General features: G+C 48.9%; 19 protein-coding genes. 9 read left to right on the top strand and 10 right to left on the bottom strand.

From position 1 onward, the window contains the following. Nucleotides 1-132: 132 nt before the first annotated feature. The 9 genes from GWC95_RS12600 to panC all read right to left on the bottom strand — a co-directional run bounded on the left by GWC95_RS12600 (nt 133) and on the right by panC (nt 8,788). On the bottom strand, nt 133-831 hold the full coding sequence (locus GWC95_RS12600; RefSeq protein WP_161819085.1) for a LytR/AlgR family response regulator transcription factor: 699 nt from the start codon (nt 829-831) through the stop codon (nt 133-135). Further along, nucleotides 831-1,928: a sensor histidine kinase gene (locus GWC95_RS12595; RefSeq protein WP_161819084.1), complete on the bottom strand. Its 1,098-nt coding sequence runs from the start codon at nt 1,926-1,928 to the stop codon at nt 831-833. The genes GWC95_RS12600 and GWC95_RS12595 overlap by 1 nt, the downstream gene beginning before the upstream one ends. Nucleotides 1,929-1,955: 27 nt before the next feature. Continuing rightward, nucleotides 1,956-2,087, bottom strand: a complete 132-nt coding sequence (locus tag GWC95_RS19905; protein WP_262886304.1) for a hypothetical protein — start codon at nt 2,085-2,087, stop codon at nt 1,956-1,958. Between the two features lie 90 nt (nt 2,088-2,177). Next, nucleotides 2,178-2,993, bottom strand: a complete 816-nt coding sequence (gene panB / locus GWC95_RS12590) for a 3-methyl-2-oxobutanoate hydroxymethyltransferase (protein WP_161819083.1) — start codon at nt 2,991-2,993, stop codon at nt 2,178-2,180. 147 nt (nt 2,994-3,140) lie between these two features. Next, the gene (locus GWC95_RS12585; RefSeq protein WP_161819082.1) at nt 3,141-4,037 is read right to left on the bottom strand and encodes a Ppx/GppA phosphatase family protein; all 897 of its coding nucleotides are present in this window, start codon (nt 4,035-4,037) and stop codon (nt 3,141-3,143) included. Continuing rightward, entirely contained in the window at nt 4,018-6,111 is a 2,094-nt protein-coding gene (gene ppk1, locus GWC95_RS12580) for a polyphosphate kinase 1 (protein WP_161819081.1), read from the bottom strand. Before ppk1 ends, GWC95_RS12585 begins: the two co-directional genes overlap by 20 nt. Before the next feature lie 168 nt (nt 6,112-6,279). Continuing rightward, entirely contained in the window at nt 6,280-6,777 is a 498-nt protein-coding gene (gene rfaE2, locus GWC95_RS12575) for a D-glycero-beta-D-manno-heptose 1-phosphate adenylyltransferase (RefSeq protein ID WP_161819080.1), read from the bottom strand. After that, complete coding sequence (locus GWC95_RS12570) at nt 6,764-7,777, bottom strand: lysylphosphatidylglycerol synthase transmembrane domain-containing protein (protein WP_161819079.1); 1,014 nt, start codon at nt 7,775-7,777, stop codon at nt 6,764-6,766. The genes rfaE2 and GWC95_RS12570 overlap by 14 nt, the downstream gene beginning before the upstream one ends. A 156-nt stretch (nt 7,778-7,933) precedes the next feature. After that, a complete protein-coding gene (panC, locus tag GWC95_RS12565; RefSeq protein WP_161819078.1) occupies nt 7,934-8,788 on the bottom strand; it encodes a pantoate--beta-alanine ligase in 855 nt (284 codons plus the stop codon). Between the two features lie 105 nt (nt 8,789-8,893). On the opposite strand from panC, the gene GWC95_RS12560 reads away from it, so the two are divergent. The 9 genes from GWC95_RS12560 to GWC95_RS12520 all read left to right on the top strand — a co-directional run bounded on the left by GWC95_RS12560 (nt 8,894) and on the right by GWC95_RS12520 (nt 16,871). Beyond that, complete coding sequence (locus GWC95_RS12560) at nt 8,894-9,712, top strand: glycogen/starch synthase (RefSeq protein ID WP_161819077.1); 819 nt, start codon at nt 8,894-8,896, stop codon at nt 9,710-9,712. 10 nt (nt 9,713-9,722) lie between these two features. Next, entirely contained in the window at nt 9,723-11,207 is a 1,485-nt protein-coding gene (locus GWC95_RS12555) for a DUF4270 family protein (protein ID WP_161819076.1), read from the top strand. A gap of 60 nt (nt 11,208-11,267) precedes the next feature. Further along, entirely contained in the window at nt 11,268-12,518 is a 1,251-nt protein-coding gene (metK, locus tag GWC95_RS12550; RefSeq protein ID WP_161819075.1) for a methionine adenosyltransferase, read from the top strand. 83 nt (nt 12,519-12,601) lie between these two features. Further along, nucleotides 12,602-13,093 (top strand): hypothetical protein, encoded by a 492-nt coding sequence (locus tag GWC95_RS12545; protein ID WP_161819074.1) that lies wholly within the window; start codon nt 12,602-12,604, stop codon nt 13,091-13,093. Nucleotides 13,094-13,095: 2 nt separating this feature from the next. Next, nucleotides 13,096-13,650: an NUDIX domain-containing protein gene (locus GWC95_RS12540; protein WP_161819073.1), complete on the top strand. Its 555-nt coding sequence runs from the start codon at nt 13,096-13,098 to the stop codon at nt 13,648-13,650. 45 nt (nt 13,651-13,695) lie between these two features. Then, a complete protein-coding gene (rlmB, locus tag GWC95_RS12535) occupies nt 13,696-14,442 on the top strand; it encodes a 23S rRNA (guanosine(2251)-2'-O)-methyltransferase RlmB (RefSeq protein ID WP_161819072.1) in 747 nt (248 codons plus the stop codon). A 53-nt stretch (nt 14,443-14,495) separates the two neighbouring features. After that, nucleotides 14,496-15,398 carry a hydroxymethylglutaryl-CoA lyase gene (locus tag GWC95_RS12530; protein ID WP_161819071.1) on the top strand — a complete coding sequence of 301 codons (903 nt, stop codon included), beginning with the start codon at nt 14,496-14,498 and terminating at the stop codon, nt 15,396-15,398. A gap of 1 nt (nt 15,399) precedes the next feature. Then, the gene (locus GWC95_RS12525) at nt 15,400-15,873 is read left to right on the top strand and encodes a hypothetical protein (protein ID WP_161819070.1); all 474 of its coding nucleotides are present in this window, start codon (nt 15,400-15,402) and stop codon (nt 15,871-15,873) included. After that, nucleotides 15,870-16,871, top strand: a complete 1,002-nt coding sequence (locus tag GWC95_RS12520) for a GSCFA domain-containing protein (protein ID WP_161819069.1) — start codon at nt 15,870-15,872, stop codon at nt 16,869-16,871. The genes GWC95_RS12525 and GWC95_RS12520 overlap by 4 nt, the downstream gene beginning before the upstream one ends. Before the next feature lie 3 nt (nt 16,872-16,874). On the opposite strand, the gene GWC95_RS12515 is transcribed toward GWC95_RS12520, so the two are convergent. Then, entirely contained in the window at nt 16,875-17,249 is a 375-nt protein-coding gene (locus GWC95_RS12515) for a hypothetical protein (protein ID WP_161819068.1), read from the bottom strand. Nucleotides 17,250-17,283: the final 34 nt, after the last annotated feature.

Raw genomic sequence — 17,283 nt, 5'->3', positions numbered from 1 at the left:
GGGAACATCCCTGTAATACCTATTTCAAAACCTTGCATGAAACATTTATGAAAAAATGATCCTCACAAATTTATTTTCCTGTTGGCCCAAATGCAAACTATATAGGCGAGCAGCGCATCTTAATCGGGGAAATCATTTTGTTTTTGACAACGCAAGCAGTTGATCGTATACCTGGCTGTAGCTGCTGCCGATCGGGATCTCTTTGCCTGCCGTCCAGAGTTTGGTTTTACTGAACTTTTCTATTTTGGCCAGCGGCACGATGAACGACCTGTGTACCCTTACAAAATCGCGCGCCGGTAGTTTTTCCTGTATGCTCTTGAGTGTCATTAAGGTGAGTACAGGATTGGGTTTGATGTAAATCTTGATGTAATCGTCCAGCGCCTCTATCAGTTCTATGTCTTTCAGGTTGATCTTCATGATCTCGTAGTTCACCTTCACAAAAATGGAGTTGAGCTGCAGTTCCTGTGTGCTCAGGAACTCGAGGTATTCATTGGCTTTGTAGCAGGCCTTTAAAAAGCGGTCGTATTCAAAAGGTTTCAGCAGGTAATCAACCGCATCCACGTTAAAACCCTCGGCCGCAAAATCCTTGTAGGCGGTGGTAAAGATCACCGGCGGTTTTTGTGTGAGCCCTTTATAAAACTGCATACCGTTGATGTCGGGCATCTGTATGTCGAGAAAAAGAAGATCCACCTGGTTATCCTGCAGGTATACTTTCGCTTCGTCTGTATTGGTGAACGTCTTTTCCAGTTTGAGGAAAGAGATCTTGCTGCAGTATTCGTTGATCAACTGCAGTGCTAAGGGTTCGTCGTCAATGGCTATACAATGTATCATCAGGCTGTTTCTATCTCTAATTGAACGTTATAGTAATTGTTTTTTTCCGTTGTGATCAGCTTGTGTTTGTCGGGATACATCAGCTCCAGCCGGCGTTTCACATTGTTGATGCCGATGCCTGTATTTTCCATCAGGTTGTTTTCCGACGGAACAACATAGTTTGCAGAGGTGAAGATGATCCTGCTCCCTTCTGTTTTTACCAGGATGCTGATGTTCGACGATTCCTTCGTGCTCACCCCGTATTTAAATGCGTTCTCCACAAAAGGAATGAACAGCAACGGCGCCACCAGTAAATTATCGATGCTTCCTTCTGTTGAAAAATTGAGCACCACTTTGTCTGTGAGGCGCACTTTCTGCAGGTCGATAAAGTTGTGAATGAAATCCACTTCATTGCTCAGCGGCACATAATCGCGTTGTGTTTCCGTAAGAATATAGCGCATGATCGCAGAGAGCTTCATTACCGCGGGCGCTGTTTTTTCGCTTCTTACCACGGCAAGCGAATAGATATTGTTCAATGTGTTGAAAAAGAAATGCGGGTTCACCTGCGATTTCAGGAACGAAAGCTCCGTGTTCAGTTTTTCGTTCTCTGTTTCTTTGCGGTTCTGCTCTGTTTTTAACCAGCGCTGGATAACGGATATGGATGTTCCTACGGTGAAGATCAGCAAAAACAGGATCGTGTTGTAAGCCTCGCTGCCCGGTCTTTGCCCGCCGCGCATCGCCCCATCCAATGGATATTTGCCCTTGTACAGCGGGTTTTTGATGTATGGCCTGTTGGCCGGGTTAAAAGGTTCCGGTTCGGCAATCAGCGTAGCGATCTGTCTTGGCGCATACAAAAAGATCCAAAGACAAACGGCGATCGACAAAATATAAACCCACCATCTTTCCTTTACCAGGAATTTTGGTATGAGGAACATGGTATTGATGTAGTAAAACAATACCAGGAAAACATTGGTTGTAACGATCGATGCGATGGTATGGTTGCTGATCGTGAAATTGCTCATCCTTGGGTAAAAGACGAGGTAGGGTAAAGTAAAAAAGCAGACCCACGCCGCTATGTGCGCGATCAGGGTTACAATTTTTTTGTTGTCGTTTCTCAAGAACCTTGTGTTTTAAAAATTCATCAATCAAAAATTCATCAGGTGTTTTGTCCAGATGTGGATGTTCTTTGTTGAATCCTGCTGGCGCAACGGGTGCGCCATTGTCTTCGTTGAAATACAGGCGATAGCCAGCACCGCCAATGGGATCAGCTTTCTCATGTTGCAGTAGTTTAGGTCAAAACTAGTTAAGCGTTACGTACGCGGAATCACAATATGGGTGAACGTTGCGGTCTTATCGGTGAAAAAAAATCAATACGATTCGCCCTCATTGGGGAAGTCGTGCGATTTTACGTCCCTGATGTATTGCTGTACCGCGCCTGTCACCTGTTGCTCTAAATTAAGGTATTGGCGGAGGAAACGGGGCTTGAATTCGTTATTAATTCCCAACATATCGTGCATCACCAGCACCTGTCCGTCGCATGCATTGCCGGCCCCAATCCCGATGGTGGGAATGGCCAGGCTCGTGCTCACTTCGCGTGCCAGTGCGGCCGGTATCTTTTCAAGCACTATGGCATAGCAGCCGGCTTCCTGTAGCAGGAGCGCGTCTTTGCGGAGTTTCTCTGCTTCCATTTCTTCTTTGGCGCGAACAGTGTAGGTGCCGAATTTGTAGATCGATTGGGGCGTGAGGCCGAGATGCCCCATTACCGGTATGCCTGCGCTCACGATGCGCCTGATGCTGTCGATCACTTCTGCTCCGCCTTCCAGTTTTACCGAATGGCCATTGGTCTCTTTCATGATGCGGATGGCCGAAGCGACCGCTATATCGGGATTGGATTGGTAAGAGCCAAACGGCAGGTCTACCACCACCAGGCTCCTGTCGATGCCGCGTACCACGCATTGCGCATGGTAGATCATCTGCTCGAGCGTGATCGATAAAGTGGTTTCGTTGCCGGCCATCACGTTGCTGGCGCTGTCGCCCACAAGCACAACATCGATGCCTGCTTTATCAAACAATCTTGCGAAGGAATAATCATAAGCGGTGATCATGGAGATCTTTTCCCCGGCCGCTTTCATTTTCAGCAATGTGTTGGTGGTGATCTTTTTTACGTCTTTGTGTGTCGACATTTGAATTGTTTTGAAGCGTGGAAGAATGTTGAATATGGTTCTGCGTTAGAATAAAACATATTCAAATGCCGGTGTAAAATTAGCAATAAGATTTGTTTTACGAAGAACGATTCGGTTCCGGGGTAAAAAGGAGGGTGCCGGCCGTTTTTAAGAAGTAATTCCTTTTGCCGAGAGTTCGGAATACAGGTGTTGTATCAGGCCATCTGCCAAACCGATCTTGGGAACATAGATCTCATCCGTATCGGCCCAGCGCATTGCATTGATGTAGATCAACAGCGCCGGAACAATTACATCCGCCCGGTCTTCGCGCAACTTGTAAACATTGATGCGGTCCTGCAGCGAGTAGCTTGAAAATTCCTTGTAATAATCACGCAGTATGTCCAGGCTCAGCGGCTTGCCGTCTTTTTTCTTGCTCAGCGAAAAGATCTTGTTGATGTTGCCGCCGGTTCCGATGGCGATGATCTTTTTGTAGCCCCTGGTTTTGCTTTTGATGAAATCTTTCATCTCGTTCCACTTGTTATCGGTCACCATGTCTTTCAACAGGCGTATCGTTCCGATGTTGAACGATTGTTTGAAAACCAGTTTCCCTTCTGCGAAAAAAGTAAGTTCGGTGCTGCCGCCGCCCACGTCGATGTACATGTAACTGTTGTCAACGTTCATGTGTTCGGCAATATGGTTCTCGTAGATGATGGATGCTTCAAGCTCGCCGCTGATGATCTCGATCTCGAGCCCGGTTTCAAGTTTAACCTTGCGGATGATGTCTGCGCTATTGGCTGCATCGCGCATGGCGCTGGTGGCACAGGCGATCACGTTCTTCACGTTGTATGCATTGATGAGGTGGCCATACGCTTTCATCGTCTGCAGAACCATGCCGCGTTTTTCTTTGGAGATTTCCCCTTTTTCAAACACGTCAAAACCCAGGCGAAGGGGCACTCGAACGAGGTTGAGTTTGTTGAACTGGGTGATGCCCTCGTTGTCCTGTGTCACTTCGGTGATCAATAACCTTGCTGCGTTGCTCCCGATGTCAATTGCTGCTAACCTCACTGTTCGCTGTGTTTTTCTTGTACAGGTATTGATACGTTTCTATTTGGGAACGCACCTTCTTTTTGCCGGTGGAAGGTACATAGTTGTTGGATAACTCATTGTCAAGGATCCTCGCCTTGATGTTATCTCTTAATTGAATGTGGATAATATCTTTCAGCTCCGCGCAGATGGCCGGGTCCGTTACCGGTACGGCGGCTTCTATGCGGTGGTCGAGGTTGCGAACCATCCAGTCGGCGCTGGAGATGTATATTTTTTCCTTGCCCAGGTTGTGGAAGATCATTACCCGCGCATGCTCGAGGTATTCGTCTACGATGCTGATGGCCGATACTTTGCCTTTTGTTTTTTTCGGGTGCAATACCGCGCAGAAGATGCTTCGTATGATCATCCTGATTTCTACGCCTGCCTTGGCGGCCTCGTTGAGTTTATGGATCAATGTGGCATCGCTCAGCGAATTTACTTTCAGCGTGATGGAGGCTTCCTTACCCAGTTTTGCGTGTTTGATCTCGCGGTTGATGAGCGCGATGAGCGATCGGCGCATGCTAACCGGGCAAACCATCAGCGTTTTGCACATGCGCAGTTGCTGCGGACCGGTTTTCCAGTTCTCTATGGCGCTGAAGATGCGGTTGATATCGGCCATGATGTTCCGGTTGGCAGTGAGCAGGCAATGATCCCCATACACCATTGATGTTTTTTCATTGAGGTTGCCCGTGCTTACAAAACCGTACTGTATCGTTTTGTTTCCTTTTCTTTTTTTGATGATGCAGAGTTTGGCATGCACTTTCATTTTATCTACGCCCAGCAATACCTTTACGCCTTCTTCCTCAAGGATCTTTCTCCATTCGAGGTTGGCTTCTTCATCAAACCTTGCTTTCAGTTCCAGCATCACTACTACTTCTTTGCCGTTGCGGGCGGCATTAACCAGGGCATTGATCACTTTTGAATTGGAGGCCAGGCGGTACGCCGTTATTTTTATGGAACGCACATCCGGATCGATCGCCGCTTCGCGCAGCAGGTCGATCACGGTGTTGAAAGAATGGTAGGGAAAATGCAGCATCACATCCTGTTTCGTGATCACGTCTGTAACGCGTACCGACCTTTGTAAAATGGGATGTGTAAACGGTGTGCGTCTTGTGCTTTTGGTATCAAACACATCCGGGAAATCCATGAAATGCCTGAAGTTGTGGATGCGGCCGCCGGGTATCAGGTTGCTTTTCCTGTTCAGGCTCAACCGCCTGATGAGGTATTCGAGCAGGCCGGCATCCATTTCTTTGTCGTACACAAAACGTACCGGCTTTCCCTTGCGCCTGTTCTTTACGCCTTTCTCTATCCGTTCCACAAAACTTGTGCTTACATCGTTGTCGATATCGATCTCCGCGTCTTTTGTAACCTTGAAAATGTGCGCGGCAAATGAATGGTAATCGAAATAAGAAAAGATGTGCGGCAGGTTAAACCTGATCACATCTTCCAGGAGCATGATCTGTTTTACATTGTTCTTCGAAGGAAGCAGTATGAACCGTCCCAGCGCCTTGGCGGGCACTTCTATCAATGCGTATTTCTGTTCGTAAGCTGAATGTTTCCTGCGCATCACCACGCCGAGGTAAATGCTTTTGTCGCGCAGGTATGGCAGTTGCGGCAACGTCTCTATCATCAACGGGATGATATTGGAGCGCACCTCCTCATCAAAATATTTTGTAACAAATGCTTTTTGCTCCCGGGTCAGGTGTTGTTCGTCTACCAGTATGATCTTTTCTTTTTTCAGTTCGCCCAGGATGCCTTCCCAGATGCGGTTGAATTCGTTTTGCTGCTGGAGAACGATGGTCTGGATCTGGTCGAGTATATCCTGCGGATCCTCTTCGAGGTGCATGTTGAGTTTTTTCTTTTTCTCCGAGAGCTCAACCATCCTTTTCAAAGTGGCCACACGCACACGGAAAAATTCATCGAGGTTATTGGAGAAGATCCCCAGGAAACGGATCCGTTCTTTCAGCGGAACGCTGGGGTCGTTCGCTTCCTGCAAAACCCTTGCATTGAAGCTGAGCCAACTGATGTCGCGCTGAATAAATATTTTTTTCGACATGAGAGAAACGGGTTGGAAATTTTGTGATCGCTTTCCGCAGTTGCGGATGAAAATGTACTTTGATTGCCTTCTTTCAAATATAACGCAAGGCTTTCTTCTTCAATGTTAAGTTTGTATGTAGCATCGCTTCGGTTGCAACAAATACGTATTCGAAAAACAGTATGTTCTTCAGGAGAACGACGACTTGATCTGCTGTATGATGCCGGTTGTAGAAAAACCTTCCACGATCGGGTTGATGACAACGCGCCCGCCATTGGCGATCACTTCTTTTGAACCCACGATCGTTTCAATCGTATAGTCTCCGCCCTTTACCAGCACATCCGGCAGCACGGCCCTGATGAGTTCGAGCGGGGTATCTTCCTCAAACACTACAACTGCGTCTACAATGGCCAGGCTGGCCAGCAGCAATGCCCTGCTGTGTTCGTGGTTCACGGGCCGCTCCGGGCCCTTTAAACGTTTGGTGCTGCTGTCGCTGTTGATGCCCACAACCAGGTAGTCTGCTTCTTTGGCGGCCTGCGACAAAGAAAAGATATGCCCTTCGTGAAGGATATCGAAGCACCCGTTTGTGAAAGCGATGGTTTTATTGGTAACCCGCCAGGAGGCAAGCTGCGAACGCAATTGCGGGAGCGTGAATATTTTTTTTTCGATTGCGTTAACGGCTTTCATTTGTTTTCTGTTTGTTGTAAAAAGGCAATAACCCCATACACACGCCGCCTACTACCAATACGATGATGCATTGCGCGAACCATTGCAGCGTTCCGTTTGCAATACCGATCGGGTAGGGGATGCCGTTTTGCTCAAGCACCTTGGCGAGGAGAAACGCGTAGGCGCCGATGCCGCCGGGTGTAAGTATCATACCGATGCTGGCAAAAGCCAGGCAGCTCACCGCTTCTTTAAAACCGAGGTCGGTTGTGCCATCCGTTGCGTAAAAGCCGATGTAGGTGCCAAGTATGTAAAGGGCCCAGATGGAAGCGGAATAGACAAAGAATGCGCCTTTGTGTTTTAATTTTCGCGCGGTGATCAATCCTTCCCAAACACCGGCCACAATGGTTCTGATCCTGCCCAACAGTGTTCTCCATTTCTTTGTAGCGATGAGGTAGATCACGTAAACGGCAACAGCTAGTCCTGCGGCCGCCATCGCGATGATCTTCCACATGGCCATGGGTGCATCCGTATGTTCGGGACGAAGCGATTTTACGTGCTGGTAGCTGCCGGTAACCACATCGAACTGGAGGATAAGGGCCAGGGCGAAGATGAGGCCGAGGCAAAGCACATCGAACGCACGTTCGGCAACGATGGTGCCCACAATTTTTTCTGCCGGTACCTTTTCATATTTCGCCAGGATGGTGCATTTTAATACTTCGCCCAAACGCGGCACGGCCATGTTGGCGAGGTAGCCGATCATAACGGCGAAAAAAGTATTTCGGAAAGAAGGGGTGTAGCCCATCGGCTCCATCAGAATTTTCCAGCGCAGCGCGCGGAGGATGTGGCTGGAGCAGAGGATCATAAAAACGGGGATCATCAGCCAGTAATGCGCATTGGCGAGCGACTCCTTGAACTTACCCCATTCATCATCCGGGATCTGGTGAAGGCTCCACCAAACCAGGAAAACACCAAGGCCCAGGAAAAACGAATACTTTACTATAGCAAACAGCCTTCTTTTCATACCGATGGATTCAGGGGCAAGTTAAGTAATGATGGTGAATGAATTGTTGGTGGCGAGTGGTGGGCCGTAAATTGTGAGTGGGTTGGCAGTCCGTTACTCTTTGTGCCCATTAAAACAACCTTAATGTGCCGGGGCCACGCATCACCAACCGTTTGTTTATTCACTGCTCACGATCATATTATCGATCAACCTCACCCCGCCAATAAAAGCGGCCACCAGTGCAACGGTTTTTGTTTTGCCGTTCCAGGTAACGATCTCTTCCAGCGTTTCGGCATCGGCGATGGTAACATAGTCGATAGCAGAGAAGCCGGCGTTGATGAGTTGCTGCCTCGCCGTTTCAACCAACGGTATTACAACACCGGGCCGGAGGTTTTGTTTGATGTAAAGCAGGGAACGATAGATGGCCGTGGCCGCTTCCTTGTCTTCTCCGGATAAACGCATGTTGCGGCTGCTCATCGCAAGACCCGACGGCTCGCGGAGCGTGGGAACGAATTGGAGCGCTATGTTCCATCCCGACAGCGCCACCAGTTTTTTGATCACCATGCATTGCTGGTAATCCTTGCGCCCGAGGAAAAGCGTATCTGGCCGCACGATTTCCAGTAACCGGTGCACCACCTGGCAAACACCCTGGAAATGGCCGGGCCTGTATTTTCCCTCGAGAATGGATTCGAGGTAGCCGAGATCGAATTTCTCACCGGTGGCGGTGCCGTTTGGATATACCTCGCCCACCGACGGAAGAAATACGATATCGCACCCGGCTTTCTCAAGCAGGAGGAGATCCTGGTCGAGCGTAACGGGGTACCTGGCGAAATCCTGCGGGTCGTTGAACTGCGTGGGATTGACAAAAATGCTGCAAACTGTAATATTAGTATTTTTCTTGCTTTGATCAACAAGGCTGAGGTGCCCGGCATGCAGCGCGCCCATGGTTGGCACGAAACCGATCGAAGATCCGCCTGTGCGCAGTTTTTCGAGGTGGTTGTGAATGTCGGGGGTCGTTTTAAATAGGATCATCGGGGTGCAGATTTGGGCAAAACCCTGTGAATGGTTGCATTTCGGTGCAATTTATGTACCTTCGCCAACTCATTTTCCAGCATCGTGCTAAAATTCACGTAACTAATGTCAACAAAGAAAAGAATTTTATTCATTGCTACAGAGATGTCGCCGTACCTGGAACTTACGGAGTTCGCCGAGGTGATCAACAAGCTGGCGATCAAGAGCAATGATAGTGGATTGGAGGTAAGGTGTATCATGCCGCGTTTCGGAGTGATCAATGAAAGAAGGCACAGGCTGCACGAAGTGGTAAGGCTTTCGGGGATCAATGTATCGGTTGACAACGACGATTACCCGCTCCAGATCAAGGTGGCCTCTCTACCCAATGCCCGTTTACAGGTATATTTTCTGGAGAACGAAGATTTTTTCAAGCGGAAACAGATCTTCCACGATGATAATGAAGAATGGTTCGAGGATAATATCCTAAGGACGGTATTTTTCTGTAAAGGCGCGCTGGAAACCGTTAAGAAATTCGGATGGCCGCCGGATATCATCCATTGCAGTGGATGGATGACGGCGCTGATCCCTGCTTATATTAAAACGGCCTATAAAAAAGAGCCTGTTTTCAGCAACAGCAAGGTCATTTTCACCATTGGCCAGAATACGTTCAAAGAGAAGCTGGGCAACGATTTTGTGCAGAAAGCGATCATCAATGGAAACATCAAAGAGAAAGACCTCGAGGTGTTCAAAGACGGTACCAACACGGCCATGTTCAGGGGCGGGGCAGCCTTTGCGGATGCGATCACCTTTGGCGCCGATAAAATAGAGAAAAAACTCGTAGAAGAATTCGCAAAAGTGAAAGGCAAAAAGGTAGTTCCTTTCAAAGGTTGGGATTCTGATTTAACAGAGTATTTAGAATTGTACAACGACCTTGCGGGCAAGTAATTACTAACACATGCATTCATTTTTTACGCTGCGTAGAATCTTTTTCCTGGCCATAATTTCCCTTGTTGTTTTTACGGGCTGTACGCGCATCAATTCTACTGATATTGGCGCCGGGTTGATTCCTGCCATCGATGGCGTTGTTACAAAAGATACCTTGCTTGATGTAATTACCGATACGTTCGAAGACACCGATTCTGCACGCGTTTACAGCAGCGATAACATGATGGTGGGTTCTATCACCAACGACCCGCTTTTCGGGAAATCGAAAGCTTCCATGTATTTCCAGCTCGAGCCGGCTTATTTCCCGTTTTACATTCCCGGGCACAAAGACAGCCTGAAAGTGGATTCGGCCGTTCTTTGCCTCAGCTACAAAGGTGTATTCGGCGATTCGCTCACACCACTCACTTTGCGCGTGTCTGAAATAGCGCAAAGCACACCGATCAATTTATTGTATTCCTATCCTGCCAACTATCCCTTTAACCCTGCTTTCCAAACCGTATCGCCGCTGGCCCCGCCAAAAGTGATCGATGTGCGCAGGCTGGGCGATTCGGTGAACAACCGTTTCGAAGCAACCCATTACCAGATCCGCATCAGGCTGAACAGCGCGGTGGCAGACCGTTTCCTCAAGGCATACGATTCAACCAACGCATATAAAACGGATTCTGCCTTTAAAACCTATTTTGCAGGCTTTGCCCTTACAGCCGATGTAGGCGGCGCGAATGCTTTGCTGAAGATCAACCTTGCAGATACAAACACCAAGCTCCAGCTGTATTACAATACCGCGTCAACCGGCGCACTGGTACGTGATACGAACGTGGCAAAATTTGTATTCAGCTCGGGTTATTGCGCATTTGCGAATGAAGTGAGCCGCGACAGAACGGGCAGCCAGATGGCGGCACATGTTACCACAACCTCCAAACCAGACTCGCTGGTATATGTGCAAACCTCGCCGGGAACTTACGTACGCATCAGGGTTCCGGGACTGCAGAGTTTGTCGAACAGGATCATTCACCGGGCCGAACTCATCGCAGAACAGGTTCCGGACGATGCCAACCCGGTCATCGACAAATACATGAATGCACCAAGGTACCTGCTGCTTTCGCATTACGATTCGGCTACCAAGAACAAGAGAAACATCCCGAACGACTATGTGATTGGCCAGGACGGGAACCCGAATATTTCCACGTTTGGTGGATTTAAGGTGGATAAATCGATCCAGGGCTACGACAGGGTTGCTTCCTATAATTTCGACCTCAGCCGTTATGTGCAGGGGGTTGTAACACGCAAGGACACTGCATTTACATTGCGCTTGTCTGCGCCTTCGAACGATTCGCTGTCTTATGCATCACCGTACCCTACAACGGGAACAACCAGGTCTGTGCTTTACCTTTCTCCAAACATCGGAAACGATATAGGGGATGGAAGGGTCCGCCTGGGAGGCGGTACGCATTCAAGGTTCAGGATGCGTTTGCGGGTTATTTTTTCACGTATCTGATAAGATATTGTGACCTGTTACCCATTGTCCTATATTTGCACCCATTAAATTTAAACTTATATGCCTTATTTGTTCACTTCTGAGAGCGTATCTGAAGGACATCCGGATAAAGTTGCCGACCAGATATCAGACGCTTTAATTGACAATTTCCTTGCTTTCGATGCACAGTCAAAAGTAGCCTGCGAAACATTGGTTACAACCGGGCAGGTTGTGCTTGCCGGTGAAGTAAAATCAAAAGCTTATCTCGACGTGCAGGAAATAGCCCGCGGTGTGATCCGTAAGATCGGCTACACCAAAAGCGAGTATATGTTTGAAGCGAACAGTTGCGGTATTTTGTCTGCCATCCACGAACAGTCGGCAGACATCAACCAGGGTGTTGACAGGAAGAAAAAAGAAGAGCAGGGTGCCGGCGACCAGGGTATGATGTTTGGTTATGCAAGCAATGAGACCGACGACTATATGCCATTGGCGCTCGACCTCGCGCACAAGATTTTGATTGAGCTTGCAGCTTTGAGAAGAGAGAACAAAGCGATCAAATACCTTCGCCCGGATGCAAAAAGCCAGGTAACGCTTGAATACGATGACAACAACAGGCCCGTTCGCATTGATGCGATCGTGGTGTCTACACAGCACGATGATTTTGATACCGAAGCGAAGATGCTTGCGAAAATCAAAGAAGACATCGTGAACATCCTTATCCCGCGTGTAAAAGCGAAGTATAAGAAATACGCGAAACTGTTTAACGACAAGATCAAATACCACATCAATCCAACAGGTAAATTCGTGATTGGCGGGCCGCACGGTGACACAGGCCTGACCGGCCGCAAGATCATCGTGGATACCTACGGAGGCAAAGGAGCGCACGGTGGCGGGGCATTCAGCGGAAAAGATCCGAGCAAGGTAGACCGCTCTGCAGCCTATGCAACGCGCCATATTGCCAAGAATCTCGTAGCCGCAGGTGTGGCGAGCGAGGTGCTGGTTCAGGTTTCTTACGCGATCGGTGTGGCACAGCCAACATCCATCAACGTAAATACATACGGTACGGCGAAAGTAAAAATGACAGACGGCCAGATCGGTAAACTGGTAGAGAGCATCTTCGATATGCGCCCTTACTTTATCGAGCAACGCCTCAAACTGCGCACACCGATCTACAGCGAAACAGCAGCTTACGGACACATGGGCCGCAAGAACGAAGTGGTTGAAAAAACCTTCACCAATCCCGAAGGAAAAACAAAAAAAGTAAAAGTAGAACTGTTCACATGGGAGAAACTCGACTATGTAAACAAAGTGAAAAAAGCATTCGGGCTCTAATAACCCTCGAAAGCAATAAAAAAACCTTCCGCCCATCAGCGGGAGGTTTTTTAATTTTAGGGAAGTAACCAAAACCGGTATCTATGAAAAAAGACATCACGGTCGCTACTTTCGGTTTTGTGATCATGCTTGTGATCATGCGTTTCAACGGGATGGCACTTGTTACACCGATCAGCCCTCGCGCGATCATAGACCTGGAATTTGCCGATACGCCACAAAGGGTGGCTGCTTTGTTGTCGCACTGGGATCTCACATCAGTGAAAATGAACATCTGGCTCGATTTTGTTTTCATCGCTTCCTATGTCTATTTTTTGTTTGTGATGGCGGAACGGTTTTCGCTTAAATGGCGGGAGGATCATTTCATGCGGCAGGTTGGACTGTTTCTCTCGAGGGCGTCCATTGTTGCGGGTATGTTTGATGTGGTAGAAAACCTGCTGATGCTGCAAACCATCGCCGGGAATTATACAACGCTGTCCCTGCAACTCACCTTTTACTGCGCCGCTTTTAAATTCATACTGATCGGCGCCGTGTTTTTGTATTTTATCGTTTCGGTACCAGCCGGAATCAAAAGATAATCATGATGGAAAAAAATCCCTGGGTGATCAATGGAGAAAAAACCGTGTACGACAATCCATGGATCAGTGTAACGGAGTACGATGTGCTTAACCCGGCCGGCAACAAGGGCATCTACGGAAAAGTTCATTTCAAGAACACCGCGGTGGCGGTCATTGTATTGGATGATGAACAGAACACCTGGCTCGTTGGCCAATACCGTTTCACCCTCAACCGGTACAGCTGGGAAATTCCGGAGGGTGGCGCGCCATATGGAACGAGCCCGCTCGAGGGCGCAAAACGCGAACTGATGGAAGAAACAGGCCTGCATGCATCCAACTGGAGATTGCTGTTCAACATGCATTTGTCTAATTCAGTGTCGGACGAAATTGCTTTTATCTATCTCGCCACAGGGCTCACACAACACGCGGCAGAGCCCGAAGAAACCGAAGACCTGGCCGTTCAGAAGATCCCTTTCAACCGGGCTCTCAGTATGGTTGAGAATGGAACGATCACCGATTCCATGTCGGTTGCCGCAATTTTGAAGGTGCAGCTGATGATGATCACGGGAGAGCTGTGAGAGAACGCCCGCAGCCCGAACCCCCTTCCTCCGTATCTTTGCCCCATGCCTGTTAAACAAAACGCATTGGTGATCGGGCGCCAGCCATTGGTGGAGGCGCTGCAGTCGGGGAAAGCCATCGATAAGATCCTCTTACAGAAAAATGCAAGCGGTGAGGTGATCAGCAGCATCCGCAAATTATCGAGAGACCACAACGTACCCATCCAGCTTGTGCCGGTAGAAAAACTAAATGGCCTCACCCGGGCCAACCACCAGGGCGTGGTGGCTTTTGTGGCGCGGGTGCAGTACATGGACCTGCAGCAGGTGATCGACCACGTGGTGTCTGAGGGCGCATCCCCTTTGTTCTTAATGCTTGATGGTGTTACGGATGTAAGGAACATCGGCGCGATTGCACGGAGTGCGGTGTGCTGCGGGGCGCAGGCCATCATCATTCCCGACAAAGGCGTAGGCGCACTGAACGAAGAAGCCATGAAAAGCAGCGCCGGCGCACTCGAACAGATCCATATCTGCCGTGTGAACAGCCTGCTGAAAGCGGTAGATACCCTGCACCTCAATGGCATCAAGGTTTTTACCAGTGAAATGCGCGCCGAAGAAAATGTTTTTGAACTTCCTTTCACCGATCCCTGTTGCATCATCATGGGCGATGAAGGCAAAGGCGTACAACCACACCTGGCCAAAGCCGCGGATCATTTCTTCAAGATCCCTATGGCGGCATCATTCGATTCGTTCAATGTATCCGTGGCAACAGGGATCATCCTCTACGAAGCAATGAAGCACAGGATGGGGAAGTAGCTTTTGCGATTGATCTTTTGATAGATGGATAAACACAAATATTGCAATGCCGCATGACGACGTACAATACATCACCCTCAACCGACGACTCACGATCATCATACAACGATATTCAACTCGTAGAGTGCCCGCGTGATGCAATGCAGGGATGGCCACACCTGATCCCTGCCGCGCAGAAAATTGAATACCTGGATGCATTGTTGAAAGTTGGTTTTCACACCCTGGATTTCGGAAGCTTTGTTTCGCCCAAGGCGATCCCGCAGATGGCGGATACAAAAGAGGTGATCGCAAAACTGGACCTGCACAACACGCATACAAAACTTCTCGCCATCGTTGCCAACACAAGGGGCGCGGCCGATGCTGTGGTTTACGATGAGATCAGTTACCTGGGCTTTCCCTTTTCTTTGTCGCCCACCTTCCAGATGCGCAACACCAACAGCACCCTGGAAGAAAGCGTGCAGCGTGTAGACGAGATACGGGAACTTTGCCTGCGGAACAATAAAGAGCTTGTTGTTTATTTAAGCATGGGTTTTGGAAATCCTTACGGTGATGCGTACGATGCATCCATCCTGTTGAAATGGGCCGGCGAAATGATCGCAAAAGGGATCCGGATCATTTCACTCGCCGATACCGTAGGACTCGCAACCCCGCAACAGATCAGTGCCGCTCTCGAAACGCTGGTTCCGGCATACCCGGATGCAACCATCGGCGTGCATCTCCATTCCACGCCGCAGAACTGGGAGGCAAAATTGCAGGCAGCAATCGATGCAGGTTGCAAACGTTTTGATGGTGCGCTCAAGGGCATCGGTGGTTGCCCCATGGCGCAGGACGAATTGGTAGGGAACATGGATTCTGAACTGATGGTTGCTTATTTTGAAACAAAAGGATTGCTGCAAGGGTTGAACAAAGATGCATTGCACAAAAGCCTCCAGCTCGCAAACCGGATATTTGTATAGTATGTTGATCAACTTCAAAAAAAACAGTGGTGCTCACCACGCGCTTTCCTATACGCGCGATGATGGCAGCGTTACCTGGATGCAGGGAGACGGGTTCCTGGTACAGCACGACCTCACCCATTACACCATAGAAACTGTTCTCGGTTACAAAACCGCTTTCAACGGGATGCTGAATATGGGAATGGACATCAAAGATTTTGAGGACAAGGCGAAGCGCGACAACATGAACCTGACCGCAGAAGCCGTGTATGCAGAAAATCTTGCGAACCTTTTCCTGCTGGGAACAAAGCAGGGAAATTTTGAGGATTTCAATGCCGTTCAGCAGGCATCCTTTGTTTCATTCGGCGGGCAATTTGATCCCGTCACACTTTCACACGACGAGATAGAACAGGTACGGTTGCGGCTGCGCGGGCTGCTGCAGCAATGGAACGAGCTGCCCGAGGGAGAAACATTAACACTTACATTCACTGCATGAAATTCCATTACGAGTTCGATATCAAGAAGGCGCCGCACCCCATCCGGCACCCGCAACAGCTGATGTTGGTGGGCTCGTGCTTTACCGAGAACATCGGGGAGAAGTTGCGCAGGCACAAATTCAATGTGCTTGAGAACCCGAATGGCATCCTGTTCAACCCGGTTAGTGTGACCGAGGCGATTGAAACTTACATCAACAACACCATCATTGCCGAAACAGATCTTTTCCTGCACAACGAAACCTGGCACAGCTGGAAGCACCACAGCCGTTTTTCCGGCATCACTGCGCAGGAGGCGGTGGATAAGATCAACGCGTCTACCAGTGCAGCACACCAATGGCTCAAACATACGGATCATCTTTTGCTCACCTTGGGCTCTGCCTGGCTGTATACGCTAACAGGCGAAGCGCCCAATGCCGTTGAAGGCAGCACGGCCGCCAATAACCACAAAGCGCCCGCCGCATGGTTTCGCAAGCGGTTGATGAGAGCCGAAGAAGTGGTTTCGCTTTTTAATAACCTGCTTGAAAAATTGCGCGCATTCAATCCTGAACTGCAGCTCATCTTCACGATCAGCCCGGTACGGCACCTCCGCGAGGGCGTGATCGAGAACAACCGCAGCAAAGCGGTTTTGATACAGGCCGTTCACGAACTGGTTGCACAACATGGCAACACCTATTATTTTCCCGCTTACGAACTCGTGATCGATGACCTGCGCGATTACCGTTTTTATGCAGAGGATCTTGTGCATCCCAACTACCAGGCCACGCAATATGTCTGGGAAAAATTTACAGAGGCCTGTATGAATACAGATACAAAAGACCTGATGAAAGAAATAGCCGAGATCAACCTCGCTTTTCAGCACAAACCCTTCAACCCTCTGACCAGCCAGCACCTGCATTTTTTGAAATCCTATCTTACAAAAACAAAAGCGCTGCAGGATCAACATCCTTACCTCGACCTTAAAAATGAGCTGCATTATTTTGAAACCCATACGCGTTGAACATCACCAAAGACCCGCTTCATCAAACACTTCAAAATCATCGAACAAAACCTCGACCTGCCTTAAAAAATCCACGACGAGCTGGTGAACAGCGGGGCCCGCATAGGCGGTCTTGCAGAACGACTGCATATAACGTTCATCATCGAACTCAAACCTTAACGATTCACAATCCTTGCCCATGTTGATGATCAAGGCTTTCACCGGCCCCTTGTAAACAGACAATGCGCCATGCTTGACGCGGATGAGATCGTGTTCGTCTACATCAAAAACAACAAACTGCAGTTCATGCGCCACGATAAAATGCTGCGCGGCAACCACGAGTTTGTTGAACGACCGCTCCGTTTTCAATTTTCCCTGGAAATGTATGGTAATACCCATGCAACTGATTTTCGTCCAAAATTAGATGGAACAA

The sequence above is a fragment of the Sediminibacterium roseum genome (assembly GCF_009939005.1).
GTDB classification, from domain to species: domain Bacteria; phylum Bacteroidota; class Bacteroidia; order Chitinophagales; family Chitinophagaceae; genus Sediminibacterium; species Sediminibacterium roseum.
The sequence above is the reverse complement of the archived record's forward strand: the minus strand, read 5'-3'. Positions and strand labels throughout refer to the sequence as shown.